The sequence below is a fragment of the Pseudomonas sp. Irchel s3b2 genome (assembly GCF_900187445.1).
GTDB lineage: Bacteria > Pseudomonadota > Gammaproteobacteria > Pseudomonadales > Pseudomonadaceae > Aquipseudomonas.
In genome coordinates this window covers 71,622-88,479 of sequence record NZ_FYEB01000021.1, presented here as the reverse complement: position 1 = coordinate 88,479, position 16,858 = coordinate 71,622, and the positions used below count along the sequence as shown (strand labels likewise).

Here is a 16,858-nt window from a genome sequence, read left to right as displayed (position 1 = left end):
ACCTTGGTCTGGTCTCAATACTGGATACGATCAACCGGCTTAGCTGCATAACCTGAACCGCCGTATACGGAACCGTATGTACGGTGGTGTGAGAGGACGGCGGATGTAAATCCGCCTCCTACTCGATCCCACGGCAAATGCGTTCACCACATCCCCTGTAGGAGCGAGGCTTGCCCGCGAAGGCGATTTAATATCAGCATTGATGTCGGCTAACACGACGCCTTCGCGGGCAAGCCTCGCTCCTACATTGACTGTGTGGATTCTGGAATCAGGCCAATTTCGCCAGGCACGCCTCAAGAATATCCAGACCTTCCTCGAGTACGGTCGCTTCGGTGGTCAACGGCGCCAGCAGCCGAATGATGTGACGTGATTTGCCGCTGGGCATCAGCAGCAAGCCCGAATCGCGCGCCAGGGCCAGCAGCTGTGTCAGCTGCGCCGAAGCCGGCGTGCCGTCGGCATTGATCAGCTCGATGCCGCGCATTGCCCCGACGCCGGTCAAGCGGCCCAGATACGGTGACAGTTCGCGGGTTCGCCAGGATTCGTAGCGGCTGACAATCGCTTCTTCCTGTTGCGTACCCCAGGCGTGCAGGTGTGCATCACTCATTTCCTCCAGGGTCGCCAACGCGGCGGCACAGGCAATGGGATTGCCCGAATAGGTTCCGCCCAGTCCGCCCTTGGGCAAGTTGTCGAGTAGCGACTTGCGCCCGACAACCGCCCCCAGCGGCATGCCACCGGCAATGCTTTTGCCCAGCAGGATCAGGTCCGGCTCGATGCCCAATCGCGAGAACGCAAACCGCTGGCCGGTGCGGCCGAAGCCGGACTGGATTTCATCGACGATCAACAGGATGCCTTTGTCATCACAGAAGCGTCGCAGCGCCTGGGCGAATTCCACGTCCATCGCCAGAAAGCCCGCTTCGCCCTGTACCGGTTCGACGATAAAACAGGCCACGTCATCAACGTCGATTTCGACGCTGAACAGCCGCTCCATGGCTTTCAGGGCCTCGGCGCAGGTCACGTCATTGTCTTTGCTCGGGAAGGGCAGGTGGTACACCGGACCTGGCAGCACGCCGACTTTCTGTTTGTAGGGCGCGACTTTGCCGTTGAGGTTGAGGGTGGCGAGCGTGCGACCGTGGAAGGCGCCGTCAAAGGCGATGATCGCGGTACGACCGGTGGCGCCACGGACGATCTTCAGGGCGTTTTCCGCCGCTTCCGCACCGCTGTTGGTGAGCATGCCGCTGACCGGGTAATCCACCGGAATAAACGTCGTGAGGCTATCCATGAGTTCAATGTAAGGCACATGGGGAGCCGCATTGAACGCGTAGTGGGTCAGCCGGGTGGCTTGTTCGCGAATAGCCTCGACGATGCGCGGATGACAATGGCCGAGGTTCAGCACGCCGATACCACCGACAAAATCGATGTAACGCTTGCCATCGGTGTCCCAGACCTCGGCATTTTTGCCGTGGCTGAGGGTGATGGGGTGAACGATGTTGATCGACTGACTGACGGATTCGCTGCGCATGGATGGCTGACTCTGAAGAAGGGATGCTTCTTTTATCTAAGCCGCGAGCAGAGGTGCCCGGCAAACGAAATAAAGTGGCCGGGTCAATCTTAAAAGTCGGGATGTGGTTTGATCAGGATTGATGGTGTACGTCAATCCTATGGGAGCTGGCTTGCCAGCGAAGGCGTCCTGAAGGGCGGTGCATGGCCCAAGGGACTCTTCGCCGGCAAGCCGGCTCCTAAAGATTGGGGTCAGTGACTCAGCGGCGAGTCAGCGGCTGCTGAGTGAACTTCACACCCGCCAGACCATGGGTGATCAACGCGCGGATATTGCCGTGGTCGCTGCCTTCAGGCGTGGCCACCACCGAACGGTAATGCTCGCCAAATGCCAACAGCGCTTCTTCATCGCTCAAGCCTTCCAGCAATGCCAGACCCAAGGTCTTGCATGAGCCTTCGTTCTGCCCGGCGGCATTTTCCACGCCACCGTTATTGAACGCCTGGGGCTGATAGTCGTAACCGGCAGCGATGAACGCCAGGGTATCGGCGAATGCGTGTTCGCCACTCTTGAGGCTGGCGCGCAGGGTGTTCAGATCACTCATTGGGTTTTCCTTTGGCGAACGCCGCTTGCTGGTCGGCGCTGGCTTCTTTCTGGTATTGGGTTTTCCACTCGGCGTACGGCATGCCGTAAACCACTTCGCGGGCTTCGTCGAGGCTGACGTCGATCTGGCGTTCATCGGCGGCGGCCTTGTACCACTTGGACAGGCAATTACGGCAGAAACCCGAGAGGTTCATCAGGTCGATGTTCTGCACATCCTTGCGGCTGTCCAGGTGGGCAACCAGCCGGCGAAAGGCGGCGGCTTCAAGTTCCAGACGTTGTTGATCGTTCATGAGAGGTCTCTGCGAGACAGCTGCAAGCGGCAAGCTTCGAGCTGCAAGATGGGTTGCGGTGGCTCGAAGTTTACAGCTTGGCGCTTGAAGCTAGAAGCTAACGACTCGCAGCAAGGGTAATCGATACCGACTCGGCGAAGCGCAGGGCGTGGGGCTTGTCGACTTCGACTTCGGCGTACAGCACCGACTGGTTGATCATGATCAAGTCCAGCAACTCCTGGGTCAGGCGCTCGAGCAGGGCAAAGCGATTGCCCTCCACGTGGGCGATGATCGCCTTGGTGATGGTGCGGTAATTCAACGCGTGATCGATATCGTTGTCACGCACTGCATCCTGGGCGGCGTACAGAATGGTCAGGTTGATCAGCACATCCTGCTTGTTGAGGATTTCGTCCTCGTTGATCCCGATGAAAGTTCGCAAACACAGGTCCTTGACCCTGATGCGTGCCATTCCTGGTTGAAGTTGTGGCATTGCTACTTGCTCCGTCCAATCAATTGCAGGAACTCCTGGCGGGTATTACTCGACTCGCGGAAGGCGCCGAGCATCACCGAGGTGTTCATGGTCGAATTCTGTTTTTCGACGCCGCGCATCATCATGCACATGTGCTGGGCTTCGATGACCACCGCGACTCCGGCGGCATCGGTCACTTGCTGCACCGCGTCGGCGATTTGCCGGGTGAGGTTTTCCTGGATTTGCAGTCGGCGGGCGAACATATCCACAAGCCGCGCAATCTTCGACAGGCCCAGCACCTTGCCCGTTGGAATATAAGCCACATGAGCCTTGCCGATGAAGGGCAGCATGTGATGTTCACAGAGCGAGTACAGCTCGATGTTGTCGACGATGATCATTTCATCGTTGTCTGAGGCAAACAGCGCGCCGTTGACGATTTCTTCGACACTTTGTTCGTAACCATGACACAGGTATTGCATCGCCTTGGCGGCGCGAACCGGGGTGTCTTGCAGTCCTTCGCGGTCGGGGTTTTCACCGAGGCCGATCAGGATTTCGCGATAACTCTGGGACAGGGTGTTCTGAGGCAGAAATAACGTCATGGGACATCCTCGCGGGAGCGGCTTATTTGACGTGCCGTCCGCCGTTGACGGTCAGGGTCGTGCCGGTGACATAAGGGTTGTCGAGCAAATAGCGCAGGCTCTGGTAGATCACTTCGCTGCCGGGCTCGATGCCCAGTGCCGATTTGGCCAGAACCCTGGCGCGGTACACCGCGTCGTCGTCGGGATTGAACAGTAGCAGGGCTGGGGCGATACCGTTGACCTTGATGCCGGGCGCGTATTTCGCGGCAAAGGACAGGGTCAGGCTGTCGAGCCCGGCTTTGCTGGCGCAGTAGCCGATATGCTTGCTGCTGCCTCTGCGGGTCACATCATCGCTGATGTGTACGATGTCGGCGGGACTTGAACGCCGTAGCAAGTCAGCACAGTGCAGGTTGATCAGGTAGGGCGCCAGCATGTGCACGCTGAACATGCGGGTGAAGGCTGCGGCTTCGGTGCCCGGGGTTTCGGCCAGCCATTCAGAAGCGTTATGGACAATCGCCCGCAAACTGTCGGTGTGGTTTTTCAGTTCGCCGATGAACGCAAGGATTCCAGCCTCGTTGGAAAAGTCCGCAAACACCGCGCTCGCCCCAAGATCACGAAGGGTTTGCACACCCGGGCGCTCGCTGCGGTAGCTGAAAATGACCGGATGGCCGTCTTCGAGTAAACGCTGCGCACAGTGCAGGCCGACACGCTGTCCGGCACCGGTGATGAGGATTGGGGCTACGGAAGAGGTCATGAACGGCTCGCGTCGCGGTAAGAGCAAAACTATACCAGCGACGGGAGTTGTTCACCTACGTCCTGCGATCGCGTCGCTTTTGTAGGAGCGAGGCTTGCCCGCGAAGAAGGCGCCTCGGTCTATCTGTCAAACCGCGTCATCGTTCTTCGCGGGCAAGCCTCGCTCCTACAGGGGTTATTGATTTTGGGTGGTGGGTTCGGCGGGCAACGGACGCGCAGATGGGGTGTGCAGCCACCCGGCCAGCAGACGAGTCGACAGCGGTATGAAGAAATACACCATCAATGGCGTCAGGCACAGGGTGCTGACAAACACGCGGGTCAGCAAACCCGTTTCAGCCAATAGCGGCCCGATGACAAAGTTGAACAACAAAGACACCGGAAAGAACGCCAGCCAGATTGCCACAGCCTGCTTCCAGCGTGGCGGGCGTTGACCGGCAGCACCGAACCAGCCTTCGATGCCACTGACCCGATGCTCCGTAGGATGGGCAAACAGATCACTGCCGCGTCCCAGCCAGGCGATGCGCGATGCGGAATGCTCCCAAGTGTGCATTGTCTGCTCGTCGGTGAAGCGAAAGATAATCTGGAATTCGTCATCGTCGGGCGGTGGAGCGAGCACACCAGAGCCGAGGTAACCGGGGAAGTCGGTGGCCAGTTGTTCGCCTTCGCGCAACCAGGCCATCAGGTCGTGATAACGCCCATCGGCAACGCGGCGAGCAACCATCAGCGTGACGGGTGAGGTAGACATTATGTATCTCCATAGGGCAAACGCGTCGCTCTGGATAAGAGCGTCGCCAGACACAGCGCCGGGGTAGTGGGCTGCGTCTCGGGACAAGCAAGGATTATTCCTGATTCAATCTGGGACGTAAGTGCTAATTAATTCAACAGACGTGTTGAATGCTACCGGGGCAGGAGAGTTAGAATGTATCAAAATATATACATGGACGTAGATCCTGTGCTGACAAACCTTGCAACTGGCTTGCCCTCCATCAACTCCCTGATTCGAGAAGAATTGTTTCCGATTCGTGAGGTGGCGCGCCTGACGGGGGTCAACCCGGTCACGCTACGCGCATGGGAGCGGCGATACGGTCTGATACAGCCCACTCGCACCGAAAGCGGGCACCGTTTGTATACGATGACCGATATCGAACGTGTTCGCAGCATCCTCGGCTGGATGGAACGCGGTGTCGCGGTCAGTAAGGTCGGCAAGATATTGGCCAAGACCGAACCGCTCAAGGTGCTGGCGCAGATCATTCCCAACGAACTCGTTCAAACTGACTACGACCAATGGCAGCAACAGGTTAAGGCAGCGGTGAGTGCTTTTGACGAAGTGCAACTGGAGCACGTCTACGGTCAGATTTTTTCCAGTTACCCGCTGACGGTGGTGTTTCAGCACATTCTGATTCCGATTTGGAAGCTATTGCTACAACGCCATGAAGCCTTCGGGCAGACCAGCGAATGGCTTTTTCTGGATGGTTTTTTGCGTGCTCGAGTGTTGCAACGCCTGCTGCTGGTGCGTGTCATGCAACCGCGACGAGTGATTGTCTGTGCTTTGGCCGATCAATGTCGTGAACTCGAAGTGCTGGCCACGGCGCTGTATCTGAGCAACGTCGATTCGGCTATTCAGTTGTTGGCGATCGGTCAGCCCTTCGACGAGTTGATTCTGGTCTGTGAGAAAATCAAACCCAAGGCATTGGTGCTGGTTTCCAATCAAGCGCCGACCGCCGAACTGCCTCGACGTTTGAACCGCCTGGCCATGAGCCTGGATTGTCAGGTGTTGCTGGCCGGGGATGCATCGGACCTGGCACAGGAGAGCCTGGCCGGATCGTCGATCGGTTGTTTGGGAAACGAGGGCGTGTTGATGCGTCAGCGTCTGAAGCAGTTCCTGGTGGGGAATCTGGATACCTGAGATTCAGATATGCAGTGCGGGATGGGTCAGGCGATGCTGCTGAAGGATGTATTGACGCAGACGTTCGGTTTCATCCGTATCACTCTGGCTCAACTCATAGGCGTAGAAACCCTGCTCGGTTTCACGCTCGAAGGTGCCGCGCAACGCAATCCGCTCATAACCTGACGGGCTGAACCATAACGCGAAGTGCTTTGGCGCCTTGGTCTTGTTGCGAACCTCCAGCAATACCCCCTTGAACGATATTTCATGCACCCACATCGTGCCGGGTTGGCCCTTGGCATTCTCCAGCGCCACGGGTTCTTCGAGCGCCAGGCGCCATGGCCGAATCATCGGCCCGTCTTCATAAATACTGGGAACGCCGAGGCGCAGATGCATCGCATGGAATTCATCTTCCACCAAGTGCAGCGGGAAGGTCATTTGCTGATTTTCAAAAGTGGCCTGGATGGTGACTTGCTCATGAGCGGCCAGGCGTGTGAGCAAGTCACGAATCTGCGAACCACCGTTGACGAGCAGACTCGACGTCGCATCCCGCACATTGAGTTGCGGGTTGTGTTGCATGTTCTGGATAAAATCCAGCTCATCCTGCGTCAGGAGTGCGTCGCGCTGCATGATTTGCTCGAAAGGAATAATTACAAAGTCATCGGTGATTGTAGTAAATGACCACTAATTCGCAGATTGGTTTGAGCCGTTCGTCGATTTGAGTGCGGCAATTTCTGCCAGCGCCTCGGCCAATTGCGCTTCCAGCTGCGCGACTCGCTGCTGCGCCTTGACCTGGACCGTGACGTCTTTCTGCACCCCGACGAAATAGGTCTGCCCGTTGTGCGGATTGTTTACCGTGGAAAGCGACAGTTCGTTCCAGAACGGCGTGCCGTCCTTGCGGTAATTCCTGAGGATTTCCCGGCAGGAACCACCATTGCCCAACGCTTGGCGAATCAATGCAAGGGCTGCCTGATCCCGATCTCCTGCCTGCAAAAACCGGCAATCCTGATAGAGGATTTCTTCGCTGGTATAACCCGTCAGGCGCTCGAATGCCGGGTTTACGTAAATCAGGATGTTGTCCTGCTCGCCTTCCTTTTCGGCAATCACAATGCCGTCGTTGGAGGCGTCGATCACCATTTGCAGCAGTGCGGCATTGATCATCGCAGAGTCCTTTGCGTATTGATTGATACGCTGCATTCTAAAAGATCAATGAGGTCGGTGCTGTTAATATCTCGTACTTTTATTTAGATTCAGGATCAGATTGATGAAAGTCGCCATCCTTTCCGGCTCGGTGTACGGCACGGCTGAAGAAGTCGCCCGCCACGCTGCAAGCATTTTGAACGCCACCGGTTTTGAAACCTGGCACAACCCGCGCGCGACCCTCGCCGACGTTCAGGCGTTTGGCCCCGAAGCATTTCTGGCGGTGACCTCGACCACCGGCATGGGCGAGTTGCCGGACAATCTGCAGCCGTTGTATTTCGCAATCCGCGATCAGTTGCCAGCAGCCTGGCGTGGTTTGCCGGGTGCGGTGATCGGTTTGGGCGACTCGAGTTATGGCGATACGTTCTGCGGCGGCGGTGAGCAAATGCGTGAATTGTTCGGCGAGCTGGGCGTGCGCGAAGTCCTGCCGATGCTGCGTCTGGACGCCAGCGAAACCGTGACGCCGGAAACCGATGCCGAGCCTTGGCTGGCGGAGCTCGTCAGCGCACTGCGAGGCTGACTTGTGGGAGCGAGCCTGCTCGCTCCCACAAGGTTGTGCGGCTTAACTTACCGCTTTGACATGGATCCAGACTCCCCCGCGTACTGACTCGCTCGGCCATCAAGCTGGCTGCCAATGCAACTACCCGAAGTCCGGGGGCTGACTAGACTGCTGTAACGCAGTGAAAACAATAAAAACCCAGAAAAATAAAAAAGAGAATCCTTGCCGTGAGCGTATCCCCTGTCCAATCGCCACACAGCATCAAAGACAAAGTCAGTGCCGCCGAATGGCAGACTCGCGTCGACCTGGCTGCCTGTTATCGTCTGGTCGCTCTGCATGGTTGGGATGATCTGATCTTCACGCATATTTCCGCCAAGGTACCGGGCACTGAAGACTTCCTGATCAACCCCTTCGGGCTGATGTTCCATGAAATGACCGCGTCGAGCCTGGTCAAGGTCGATCAGGCCGGCAACAAGTTGATGGACAGCCCTTACGAGATCAACCCGGCGGGTTACACCATCCACAGCGCCGTGCATGAAGTCCGTCATGACGTCGCGTGTGTACTGCACACCCACACCGCGGCCGGGGTGGCGGTATCGGCGCAAAAGCAGGGCATCTTGCCAATCAGCCAGCAGTCCTTGTTCGTCCTGTCCAGCCTGGCCTGTCACGCCTACGAAGGCGTTGCCCTGAACCATGAAGAGAAGGCGCGGCTGCAAGCCGACCTTGGACAAAACAATTTCCTGATGCTGCACAACCACGGTCTGCTGACCTGTGGCGGCACCATCGCCGACACGTTCCTGATGATGTTCACCTTCCAGCGCGCCTGCGAGATTCAAGTGCTGGCGCAGAACGGTGGTGCGGAGCTGATCGCCATCGAACCGCAGATTCTGGCGGGTGCCAAGGCGATGATCGCCGGTGTCACCAAAAGTGCTCAAGGGATGGGCGGCGCGCTGGCCTGGCCGCCGCTGCTGCGCAAGCTCGATAAACAAGACCCGGGTTATAAACTCTAAATGGCACTCGCCGAGATTCCACTGTGTGTCTGGCGCAAGCGCAGTCAGACGTTCGTATTCCGCGGTCAGACACTCCGCTATTGGGCCGCGGGGCAGGGTGAGCCGCTGTTGCTGATCCATGGTTTCCCGACCGCCAGTTGGGACTGGCATTACCTGTGGCAGCCGTTGGCGCAGCGCTATCGGGTGATTGCCTGCGACATGCTAGGCTTCGGCGATTCGGCCAAACCGGTGAATCACGACTACAGCCTGCTGGAACAGGCTGATCTGCAACAGGCCTTATTGGCGCATCTGAATGTTGAACAACCCGTTCACGTGTTGGCACACGATTATGGCGACAGCGTGGCCCAGGAACTGCTGGCCCGGCACTATGAAACGCGCGCTGGTATCGCCAGTTGCGTGTTTCTCAATGGTGGGCTGTTTCCCGAAACCCATCGCCCGGTGTTGATGCAAAAACTCCTGCTCAGCCCCTTGGGCTGGATGATCGGGCGAGCCTTTACCCGTGATGCGCTGGTGAAGAGTTTCCAGCAGGTGTTCGGTCCGCAGACCCGACCCACCGAAAGTGAACTGGATGATTTCTGGAGCCTGGTCGACAGTAATCACGGGCAACGGATCATGCACAAATTGATCAGTTATATCCCGCAGCGCCGTGTCCAGCGTGAACGTTGGGTCAGCGCCATGCAGCGTGGCGAGGTGCCGTTACGGGTCATCGATGGCGAGGTCGATCCGGTTTCCGGCGCGCACATGGTGGCGCGCTATCGGCAACTGATTCCCGACCCGGACACGGTCCTGCTGCCCGGGATCGGCCATTACCCGCAAATCGAAGCACCGGCGCAGGTGCTCAAGCACTATCTGGAGTTTCGCGACCGGTTGGTTTCACCGGCGCGCAAGGTGGCGTGTTCCTGACTATCCCGCTGCCTTATTGCGCACCATTCAGCTTCCTCCGTGTTTATTGTGACCAGCCGCCTTGTGCCTGACACTGGGATTCATTGTCCCCTGGCCTGCTGGAATTCCCCATGAATGAGTCTGTGCGCTTCGAAGATAAAGTCGTGATCGTCACCGGTGCGGGCGGCGGCTTGGGCCGGGCGCACGCGCTACTGTTCGCGAAGCAGGGCGCCAAAGTGCTGGTCAATGATCTTGGCGGTTCGGCGCAAGGTGACGGCGCCAATGCTTCGGCAGCGGACCGCGTGGTGGCGCAAATTCGCGAAGCGGGCGGCACCGCCGAGGCCAATCACGACTCCGTCACCGATGGCGACAAAATCGTGCAACACGCCCTCGATACGTTTGGCCGTGTCGACGTCGTGGTAAACAACGCTGGCATCCTGCGGGACAAGACCTTTCACAAAATGGACGACAGCGATTGGGACCTGGTTTACCGCGTCCACGTCGAGGGCGCCTATAAGGTCACCCGCGCCGCCTGGCCACACATGCGCGAGCAAAACTATGGCCGCGTGATCTTCACCGCATCGACTTCGGGCATCTACGGCAACTTCGGTCAGTCCAACTACGGCATGGCCAAACTCGGCCTCTATGGCCTGACCCGCACACTGGCCATCGAAGGCCGCAAGAACAACATCCTGGTCAACGCCATCGCCCCGACCGGTGGCACCCGCATGACCGAAGGCCTGATCCCGCCGCAAATATTCGAACAACTCAAACCGGAACTGGTCAGCCCGCTGGTGGTGTATTTGGCCAGCGAACATTGCCAGGAAACGTCCGGGTTGTTCGAAGTGGGTGGCGGCTGGATGGGCAAGGTGCGTTGGGAGCGCAGCCTTGGGGCCGGGTTTGATCCGCGGGTGGGGTTTTCGCCGGAAGATGTGGCGGCGCATTGGGAGCAGATTTGTGATTTCGAAGGCGCGGCGCATCCGAAGGACAATATTGAAGCGTTGAAGGAAATGATGGGGAATTTGCAGAGGTATTCGGTCTAAGTATCTTGGGCCACCAAGCCGCAAATGGGCGGCTTGGTGGTTTTCGGATCTCAATCGTATCTTTTTTCTATGACGAACTGGGGCGCTTTCCAGTTTGGACCTTTTATTGCCAACCCTTTATCTCCGTTAGCCAATACACCCGCGGCAAAGAGCCGTGCATAGGCGCTTTCAAGCGCACCATATTCTTTGAGAATTTCACGGTTATAGCGTCTGATCATCATATCCAGATGCGGGTTTGGTTTGAACAATGCAAATACGGCGACGATATCATCCAGAGATTCATTTTTAACAATTTGTTCTATGGTGTTCATTACCACATCTCCTTCAGAAATTGTTTGTACTCGCGCTCGTCCTGTTCAGCCGCGGCGGCCAATGCTTCTGGCGTGTAAAGCAAGGAGGGATCATCTTTTAGTTTGAAGTCTTCCAGCGTCGCAGTATGCACATTATTCCACACGGAAGAGCCTGCATCCGGCATCTCTGTATCGCCATATCCCAAAGCTTTAAATCTTTCAAACTCCCTGATCTCATGAGTGTAGAAACGTTTGTCGGTATCGGTCATTTCGAGTTCTCCACGGAGAACTTTGTGTAATCGATCAATCATCACTTTGTTGGCGTCGGATGGAGGAAATTTAGAGGTATGCAGTTCCACGATATTGACTCCTTCTTGTGAAGCAATTGCAGGCGTCCATTTCAAGTCCAAAGTAGGCCCGCCTATTTGTTCTGGATTGAAGTCACGTCCACTGTGCTCACCTTCGGTAGTAGCGCCCTCATAAGGACTGTTGAAGACGGTATAGATTGGCGGAATACCCGACTCAATCGGAAATACTGTGACGAACCCACCAAAACTGTAACGATCCAGTTCCGGATGACTATCGATTCGATGGTCCAACGCTACTGCTGATGGACCGTTATAGACGGTAAAATTTGGCGCCCCTGCCGGGAGTGATGTGGACGCATTGCCCGGTTTCACGATGGGCGTCCAGGTCAAGTTGGGGGGGGCAGCGTTCGGGGACTTGTAGAAATTACCGTGCGGATTAAGCGCGGCGAGCTGGACCGGTACTCCAGGCACCGACGCCATGTTCGCACCCATCACGACAAATTTCGTGTAATGGGTCTCTGTCCTGGAACCAATGATGACCGGCAGATGGACTTCACCCTGTGCCGCCGCGATGGCGTGTAAGTCATCGGCGGTGTTGTCTAGTGCGAGTATTGATAGCGGGACGCTTAGGGAATAGAGATCGCCGTTGCCCAACTCCGATGGATAAAAGAGTGCTACACCCCCGCCGACGATGGGTGCTGCCGCTGCGGTAATGGTTTCGATAACTGCCGCAACCGCAGCTCGTAGCGTTGCGTTGATTGCCAAGGCTCTTGCCGGGTTGAGGGGGATGTTCCCCCTTGCGACAGTAAACACCGGGCCGGCCGCAGCAGCAGCGGCCGATACGGGAAACGCACGACCTGCCCACGCTTCTTCATGTGCTTTTTTGGCCGCTGCCAGGTGTTGAGCCTCTGCCGCTTTCGCAAACCGCGCACGTTCCTCGGCTACGCGTCGGGCTTCGGCTTCAACTGCCTTGCGCGCCTGTTCCTCGGCCACGCGTTGGGCTTCAGCCAAGGCTCTTGCCTGAGCCGCTGCCGCCGCTTTTGCGTTGGCCTGGGCAATGGCGTTGTTTTGTGTGGCTAAGCGGGCGTCCAACAGCTTTATCTGCTCAGCCAGGAACTTCGCCTCGTAAGCTGCGGCATAAGAGATATTCCATTTTTCTACTGCTCTGTAATAACCCCTTTGCCCTGCGCGACGACGACCCGGGGGCTCCTCGAAACCCTTGTAGGCAGGATTTTCACCTTTGTGGGTCAGTGGGTCATGGCCATAATAAAGATTGGCTATTCCTATCTGTTCTTGATGATCTGTCCTTGCTTTAAAAAGTTGCAGCTTAAGCGTTCGTAACTCAATCTCGAGAGCATCAGTTCCAAGGGGTACCACAGCAGCAACGGCCGCTCTTGTTTTTGCAAGTTCGGCATCGGTTATGTGAATGATGTTCTTGAAGTTTTCGTTGAAGAGTTCCTCGGTATAAGCATTGTTATCAATCAGCCAATCAGTGGCAGAATCCATTAAGTCATATGCACGATCGGAGTGGTCGGGGCCTGACACGCCCCCGGCGCCAAATCCGAAACCAGAAGATGACGAAGGCGTACGAGGTATACCTCGATTAACAAGGATATTTTTTCTTGCTGCATATCGAGTTCCTTTCGATTCGAATATCTGAATAGCCATGTCGGTGTTCAATACGTGCGGTCGTTCATGGCTATTTATGTCGTCACCCATCCAGGGCGACCAAGGAAACTATAAGTTCGATCTTTTAATGCAGGTAGGTGAGCGTTTCCGACAGTGATGTAGGAAACATGAAGTTTTATCTCGGAAATAAACCCACATAAAAAAGGCCGCTGCAAACGCAGCGGCCAAAGTAAGACGTAGATCCAGGAGCTACAAATCAACGTCAGTGAACACAGGGCGATGGGTCGAAAAATACGCTTCGAATCATCTGGATTCTGTCGCCAATGGGGTGGTCTATCATCCCCATCGCTTCATGCTTTCAGGCCGTTTGCCGTGAAAGCCCGGCAAGAATAAGGGCTTGAGCGCAAAGGAAAAATAGCGATTCCAGACATGCAGTGTTGCAGTTCGAGTAACAGTTTTCGGCCGACCCTGTAGCAGCAGCCTCGCAAGCTTGACAGCTGCCCATGCGCTGCACTGATAACCCTCCATCCAGCCCATCCATACCCCGCGCAAACCCCCGGCCCATGCGGCCTTTCATCCTTTGGAGGTACACCACGAATACCTCCTTGGTGCGCTTATCGCTCCCGGCGCGCGGCAGTAGGGTGGGGCCTTCTGTCACTCACCGGGGAAGACGCATGACAAAAACAACAATGCGCGCCATCTTCAAACCGCAAGCGCTGGCCGCTGCGGTGGCCTTGGGCTGCTGTGCTCAGGCACACGCTGTTTCTTTCAACATCGGTGAAATCGAGGGGCAGTTCGATTCCTCGTTGTCCGTCGGCGCGAGCTGGGGCATGCGTGATGCCGACAAGGCTCTGGTGGGCACCGTCAACGGCGGCACCGGCCAGGCTTCGACCGGTGATGACGGACGCCTGAACTTCAAGAAAGGCGAGACCTTCTCCAAGATATTCAAAGGTATCCACGACCTCGAATTGAAGTACGGCGATACCGGTGTGTTCGTCCGTGGCAAGTACTGGTACGACTTCGAGCTGAAGGACGAAGACCGCGAGTTCAAACAGATCAGTGACAACAACCGCAAGGAAGGCTCCAAGTCTTCGGGCGCGCAGATCCTCGATGCGTTCGTCTATCACAACTACTCCATTGCCGATCTGCCGGGCACTGTGCGTGCCGGCAAGCAAGTGGTCAGTTGGGGTGAAAGCACCTTCATCGGCAACTCGATCAACAGCATCAACCCGGTCGACGTTTCGGCGTTCCGGCGTCCTGGCGCGGAGATCAAGGAAGGCCTGATTCCGGTGAACATGCTGTTCGCTTCCCAGGGTCTGACCGATCAGCTGACGGTGGAAGGGTTCTATCAACTGGAGTGGGATCAGACGGTTCTCGACAATTGCGGCACCTTCTTCGGTGGTGACGTGGCGGCGGATGGTTGCAACACCGGTTACACCGTCGGCAGCCCGGCGATCGCCCCGTTGGCGCCGTTGGCGGCAGCCTTTGGCCAACCTATCCAGGTCTCCAGCGAGGGGGTGATCATTCCTCGCGGCGGCGACCGCGATGCCCGGGATTCGGGACAGTGGGGCACGGCCTTGCGCTGGCTCGGTGACGACACCGAATACGGCCTCTACTTCATGAACTACCACAGTCGCACACCGACCGTCGGCACCACCACCGCCGGGCTGTCGACACTGGCCAGCCTGCCAGGCATGGTCACTGTCGCCAACAGTCTGGCTGCTGGCAGCGGTTCGGCCCTGGCCCGAAGCGTGATGCTCGGGCGCGGCCAGTACTACCTCGAATACCCGGAAGACATTCGCCTGTACGGCGCGAGCTTCTCCACCACCTTACCCACCGGTACGGCCTGGACCGGCGAAATCAGCTACCGGCCAAACGCTCCGGTGCAGCTCAACACCACCGATCTGACCCTGGCGTTGCTCAACCCGATCGCCGGCGGCGCGGCATCGCCGATCGCTACTGCGGCAGGTGCCGACAACACCGGTTATCGCCGCAAGGAAGTAACTCAGGTCCAAAGCACCCTGACGCACTTCTTCGATCAAGTGCTGGGCGCCCAACGTCTGACTCTGGTCGGTGAAGCGGCGGTGGTACGGGTCGGTGGTCTGGAGTCGAAAAGCGAGCTGCGTTATGGCCGTGATTCGGTCTACGGCCAGTACGGTTTCGGTGGCGATACCGACGGCTTCGTCACCTCCACCTCCTGGGGCTACCGCGCCCGGGCGATCCTCGATTACGCCAACGTGATCGGCGGGATCAACCTCAAACCCAACCTGTCCTGGTCCCATGACGTCGCCGGTTACGGCCCCAACGGGCTGTTCAACGAAGGCGCCAAGGCGGTCAGCGTCGGTGTCGATGCCGATTACCGCAACACCTATACCGCGAGCCTCAGTTACACCGACTTCTTCGGCGGTGACTACAACGTCCTCGAAGACCGCGACTTCCTGGCGCTGAGCTTCGGCGTGAACTTCTGATCTGGCTGAGAAGGATGATGTTAATGCGCAAGATGATTCTGCAATGCGGCGCCCTGGCCTTGGGCCTGCTGGCCGCCAACGTGATGGCGGCGGTCTCGCCGGAAGAAGCTGGCAAGCTCGGCACCAGCCTCACGCCACTGGGCGCCGAGAAGGCCGGCAACGCCGATGGTTCGATCCCGGCCTGGACCGGTGGCATCCCGAAAAACGCCGGCGCAGTCGACAGCAAAGGTTTTCTGGCCGACCCGTTCGCCAGTGAAAAACCGCTGTTCACCATCACCGCCGCGACCGTCGAGAAGTACAAGGACAAGCTCTCGGATGGCCAGGTGGCGATGTTCAAACGCTACCCGGAAACCTACAAAATCCCGGTCTACCCGACCCATCGTACCGTCGGCTTGCCGGCGGAAATCTACGAGTCGGCCAAGCGCAGTGCGCTGAATGTGAACAGCATCAACGACGGTAACGGCCTGGCCAATTTCACCGGCAATCGCTACTACGCGTTCCCGATTCCGAAGAACGGTGTCGAGGTGCTGTGGAACCACATTACCCGTTACCACGGCGGCAACCTGCGACGCATCATCACTCAGGTGACCCCACAAACCAACGGCAGCTACACGCCGATCCGCTTCGAGGAAGAGATCGCCGTACCGCAATTGATGAAGGACCTGGATCCGGAAAAGGCCGCCAACGTGCTGACCTTCTTCAAACAGTCGGTAACCGCGCCGGCACGACTGGCGGGCAACGTATTGCTGGTGCATGAAACCCTCGATCAGGTAAAAGAGCCGCGTCTGGCGTGGATCTACAACGCCGGTCAACGTCGAGTGCGACGCGCGCCACAGGTGGCTTATGACGGGCCGGGCACCGCCGCCGATGGCCTGCGCACGTCGGATAACTTCGACATGTTCTCCGGCGCGCCGGATCGTTACGACTGGAAACTGATCGGCAAAAAGGAAATGTACATCCCCTACAACAGCTACAAACTCGACTCGCCGAGCCTCAAGTACGATGACGTGGTGAAAGCCGGGCACATCAATCAGGATCTGACCCGCTACGAATTGCACCGGGTCTGGGAAGTAGTCGGTACGGTCAAGCCGAGCGAGCGGCACATCTATGCCAAACGCCACATGTACCTCGACGAAGACAGCTGGCAAGTGGCGCTGGTGGATCACTACGACGGTCGCGGTCAACTCTGGCGGGTGGCCGAAGGTCACGCTCAGTATTACTACGATCACCAGACTCCGGCCTACACCTTGGAGGCGCTCTACGACATCATTGCTGGCCGATACATTGCCTTGGGAATGAAGAACGAAGAGAAGCACAGCTTCGAATTCGGCTTCGATGCCAAGTCTGCCGACTACACCCCGTCGGCTCTTCGCGCCGAGGGTGTTCGGTAAGGGTTTTGATACATGGGAAAAATGAGAGGCGACCTGCGGGTCGCCTCTTTTATGGGCGCCAATCAGCGTCCTGAATACTTCTCAACAAG

The 16,858-nt window shown here is 57.4% G+C and carries 18 protein-coding genes; 7 read left to right on the top strand and 11 right to left on the bottom strand.

Annotated features, from left to right (window positions below; translation table 11 throughout):
* Positions 1-268: 268 nt before the first annotated feature.
* The 7 genes from CKW20_RS27365 to CKW20_RS27335 all read right to left on the bottom strand — a co-directional run bounded on the left by CKW20_RS27365 (position 269) and on the right by CKW20_RS27335 (position 4,909).
* On the bottom strand, positions 269-1,519 hold the full coding sequence (locus tag CKW20_RS27365) for an aspartate aminotransferase family protein (RefSeq protein WP_095055675.1): 1,251 nt from the start codon (positions 1,517-1,519) through the stop codon (positions 269-271).
* 238 nt (positions 1,520-1,757) lie between these two features.
* Positions 1,758-2,096 (bottom strand): HopJ type III effector protein, encoded by a 339-nt coding sequence (locus CKW20_RS27360; protein WP_095055674.1) that lies wholly within the window; start codon positions 2,094-2,096, stop codon positions 1,758-1,760.
* Positions 2,089-2,385 (bottom strand): DUF1244 domain-containing protein, encoded by a 297-nt coding sequence (locus CKW20_RS27355; RefSeq protein ID WP_030128632.1) that lies wholly within the window; start codon positions 2,383-2,385, stop codon positions 2,089-2,091. The genes CKW20_RS27360 and CKW20_RS27355 overlap by 8 nt, the downstream gene beginning before the upstream one ends.
* Positions 2,386-2,482: 97 nt before the next feature.
* The gene (gene folX, locus CKW20_RS27350) at positions 2,483-2,854 is read right to left on the bottom strand and encodes a dihydroneopterin triphosphate 2'-epimerase (RefSeq protein WP_095055673.1); all 372 of its coding nucleotides are present in this window, start codon (positions 2,852-2,854) and stop codon (positions 2,483-2,485) included.
* Between the two features lie 2 nt (positions 2,855-2,856).
* Entirely contained in the window at positions 2,857-3,432 is a 576-nt protein-coding gene (gene folE / locus CKW20_RS27345; RefSeq protein WP_095055672.1) for a GTP cyclohydrolase I FolE, read from the bottom strand.
* A gap of 22 nt (positions 3,433-3,454) precedes the next feature.
* Positions 3,455-4,165 carry a dihydromonapterin reductase gene (folM, locus tag CKW20_RS27340; RefSeq protein WP_095055671.1) on the bottom strand — a complete coding sequence of 237 codons (711 nt, stop codon included), beginning with the start codon at positions 4,163-4,165 and terminating at the stop codon, positions 3,455-3,457.
* Positions 4,166-4,339: 174 nt separating this feature from the next.
* Entirely contained in the window at positions 4,340-4,909 is a 570-nt protein-coding gene (locus CKW20_RS27335; RefSeq protein ID WP_095055670.1) for an antibiotic biosynthesis monooxygenase, read from the bottom strand.
* A gap of 192 nt (positions 4,910-5,101) precedes the next feature.
* Here CKW20_RS27335 and CKW20_RS27330 point away from each other — a divergent pair, with 192 nt between their 5' ends.
* On the top strand, positions 5,102-6,070 hold the full coding sequence (locus CKW20_RS27330; protein WP_095055678.1) for a MerR family transcriptional regulator: 969 nt from the start codon (positions 5,102-5,104) through the stop codon (positions 6,068-6,070).
* 3 nt (positions 6,071-6,073) lie between these two features.
* Here the strand turns inward: CKW20_RS27330 and CKW20_RS27325 are convergent, their stop codons facing one another.
* Together CKW20_RS27325 and CKW20_RS27320 are read right to left on the bottom strand one after the other, a co-directional pair.
* Positions 6,074-6,679, bottom strand: coding sequence for a hypothetical protein (locus CKW20_RS27325; RefSeq protein ID WP_095055669.1), 606 nt, complete (start codon positions 6,677-6,679; stop codon positions 6,074-6,076).
* Between the two features lie 54 nt (positions 6,680-6,733).
* Complete coding sequence (locus CKW20_RS27320) at positions 6,734-7,210, bottom strand: PAS domain S-box protein (RefSeq protein WP_095055677.1); 477 nt, start codon at positions 7,208-7,210, stop codon at positions 6,734-6,736.
* A 103-nt stretch (positions 7,211-7,313) separates the two neighbouring features.
* On the opposite strand from CKW20_RS27320, the gene CKW20_RS27315 reads away from it, so the two are divergent.
* The 4 genes from CKW20_RS27315 (at position 7,314) to CKW20_RS27300 (ending at position 10,683) form a co-directional block, all read left to right on the top strand.
* Positions 7,314-7,769 (top strand): flavodoxin, encoded by a 456-nt coding sequence (locus tag CKW20_RS27315; RefSeq protein WP_095055668.1) that lies wholly within the window; start codon positions 7,314-7,316, stop codon positions 7,767-7,769.
* 206 nt (positions 7,770-7,975) lie between these two features.
* Entirely contained in the window at positions 7,976-8,758 is a 783-nt protein-coding gene (locus CKW20_RS27310) for a class II aldolase/adducin family protein (RefSeq protein ID WP_095055667.1), read from the top strand.
* Positions 8,759-9,661, top strand: a complete 903-nt coding sequence (locus CKW20_RS27305) for an alpha/beta fold hydrolase (RefSeq protein WP_095055666.1) — start codon at positions 8,759-8,761, stop codon at positions 9,659-9,661. It abuts the gene before it with no gap.
* A gap of 110 nt (positions 9,662-9,771) precedes the next feature.
* Entirely contained in the window at positions 9,772-10,683 is a 912-nt protein-coding gene (locus CKW20_RS27300; RefSeq protein WP_095055665.1) for an SDR family oxidoreductase, read from the top strand.
* Between the two features lie 50 nt (positions 10,684-10,733).
* Here CKW20_RS27300 and CKW20_RS27295 read toward each other — a convergent pair whose 3' ends face one another.
* A complete protein-coding gene (locus CKW20_RS27295) occupies positions 10,734-10,994 on the bottom strand; it encodes a hypothetical protein (protein ID WP_095055664.1) in 261 nt (86 codons plus the stop codon).
* Complete coding sequence (locus tag CKW20_RS27290) at positions 10,994-12,949, bottom strand: S-type pyocin domain-containing protein (protein ID WP_176466966.1); 1,956 nt, start codon at positions 12,947-12,949, stop codon at positions 10,994-10,996. Before CKW20_RS27290 ends, CKW20_RS27295 begins: the two co-directional genes overlap by 1 nt.
* 635 nt (positions 12,950-13,584) lie before the next feature.
* On the opposite strand from CKW20_RS27290, the gene CKW20_RS27280 reads away from it, so the two are divergent.
* Both CKW20_RS27280 and CKW20_RS27275 read left to right on the top strand, forming a co-directional pair.
* Positions 13,585-15,378 (top strand): DUF1302 domain-containing protein, encoded by a 1,794-nt coding sequence (locus tag CKW20_RS27280; RefSeq protein WP_095055661.1) that lies wholly within the window; start codon positions 13,585-13,587, stop codon positions 15,376-15,378.
* A gap of 23 nt (positions 15,379-15,401) precedes the next feature.
* Positions 15,402-16,769 carry a DUF1329 domain-containing protein gene (locus CKW20_RS27275; RefSeq protein ID WP_095055660.1) on the top strand — a complete coding sequence of 456 codons (1,368 nt, stop codon included), beginning with the start codon at positions 15,402-15,404 and terminating at the stop codon, positions 16,767-16,769.
* Positions 16,770-16,858 lie beyond the last annotated feature (89 nt).

Excerpts from the sequence above, each read along its gene's own strand:
- CKW20_RS27365 (WP_095055675.1), bottom strand. The coding sequence starts at position 1,519 with ATGCGCAGCGAATCCGTCAGTCAGTCGATCAACATCGTTCACCCCATC.
- CKW20_RS27360 (WP_095055674.1), bottom strand. The coding sequence starts at position 2,096 with ATGAGTGATCTGAACACCCTGCGCGCCAGCCTCAAGAGTGGCGAACAC.
- CKW20_RS27355 (WP_030128632.1), bottom strand. The coding sequence starts at position 2,385 with ATGAACGATCAACAACGTCTGGAACTTGAAGCCGCCGCCTTTCGCCGG.
- folX (WP_095055673.1), bottom strand. The coding sequence starts at position 2,854 with ATGCCACAACTTCAACCAGGAATGGCACGCATCAGGGTCAAGGACCTG.
- folE (WP_095055672.1), bottom strand. The coding sequence starts at position 3,432 with ATGACGTTATTTCTGCCTCAGAACACCCTGTCCCAGAGTTATCGCGAA.
- folM (WP_095055671.1), bottom strand. The coding sequence starts at position 4,165 with ATGACCTCTTCCGTAGCCCCAATCCTCATCACCGGTGCCGGACAGCGT.
- CKW20_RS27335 (WP_095055670.1), bottom strand. The coding sequence starts at position 4,909 with ATGTCTACCTCACCCGTCACGCTGATGGTTGCTCGCCGCGTTGCCGAT.
- CKW20_RS27330 (WP_095055678.1), top strand. The coding sequence starts at position 5,102 with ATGGACGTAGATCCTGTGCTGACAAACCTTGCAACTGGCTTGCCCTCC.
- CKW20_RS27325 (WP_095055669.1), bottom strand. The coding sequence starts at position 6,679 with ATGCAGCGCGACGCACTCCTGACGCAGGATGAGCTGGATTTTATCCAG.
- CKW20_RS27320 (WP_095055677.1), bottom strand. The coding sequence starts at position 7,210 with ATGATCAATGCCGCACTGCTGCAAATGGTGATCGACGCCTCCAACGAC.
- CKW20_RS27315 (WP_095055668.1), top strand. The coding sequence starts at position 7,314 with ATGAAAGTCGCCATCCTTTCCGGCTCGGTGTACGGCACGGCTGAAGAA.
- CKW20_RS27305 (WP_095055666.1), top strand. The coding sequence starts at position 8,759 with ATGGCACTCGCCGAGATTCCACTGTGTGTCTGGCGCAAGCGCAGTCAG.
- CKW20_RS27300 (WP_095055665.1), top strand. The coding sequence starts at position 9,772 with ATGAATGAGTCTGTGCGCTTCGAAGATAAAGTCGTGATCGTCACCGGT.
- CKW20_RS27295 (WP_095055664.1), bottom strand. The coding sequence starts at position 10,994 with ATGAACACCATAGAACAAATTGTTAAAAATGAATCTCTGGATGATATC.
- CKW20_RS27290 (WP_176466966.1), bottom strand. The coding sequence starts at position 12,949 with ATGGCTATTCAGATATTCGAATCGAAAGGAACTCGATATGCAGCAAGA.
- CKW20_RS27280 (WP_095055661.1), top strand. The coding sequence starts at position 13,585 with ATGACAAAAACAACAATGCGCGCCATCTTCAAACCGCAAGCGCTGGCC.
- CKW20_RS27275 (WP_095055660.1), top strand. The coding sequence starts at position 15,402 with ATGCGCAAGATGATTCTGCAATGCGGCGCCCTGGCCTTGGGCCTGCTG.